1 pseudogene is annotated in these 393 nt (G+C 62.3%); it reads right to left on the bottom strand.

From position 1 onward, the window contains the following. Window positions 1-393: pseudogene (locus tag IB248_RS31070) on the bottom strand (IS5/IS1182 family transposase); the annotation flags it as partial.

Raw genomic sequence — 393 nt, 5'->3', positions numbered from 1 at the left:
TTCGACGTCGCGAACGGTCCGGCCGAGATAGGTCTTCAACTTGCGCAGCGCCTTGCCGGCCCGTTTGAATTGCTTCGCATGAGCGTAGCGCTGGTGCTGGATCAGGGCGAATTTACCGACCCGAATATAGGTCTGGCGCAGATCAAGCCCCATTTTCTTCGCCAGCCGCACCAGCCGTTCGCGCGCCCGGTGAATAAGCTTGGCATCCGTCGGGAACATGACGTCCTTCGGTTGAACGGTCGTGTCCACGATCACCTGCCGCGTATCCTGCGGCTTCATCGCGCCTGTCTTGACGGCCACGGCCAGGCTCTCCTGCAAGAGCGCGCCGATCCGTTCCTCGCCCATGCGCTGCCGCCAGCGCGTCATCGAGGAGCGGTCGAACGATAGTTCGTG

Source organism: Rhizobium sp. RHZ01 (assembly GCF_014851595.1).
In the GTDB taxonomy this organism is placed as follows: Bacteria; Pseudomonadota; Alphaproteobacteria; order Rhizobiales; family Rhizobiaceae; genus Rhizobium; species Rhizobium altiplani.
Note: the sequence above shows the minus strand (reverse complement) of the source record. Positions and strands in the feature narration are given on the sequence as shown.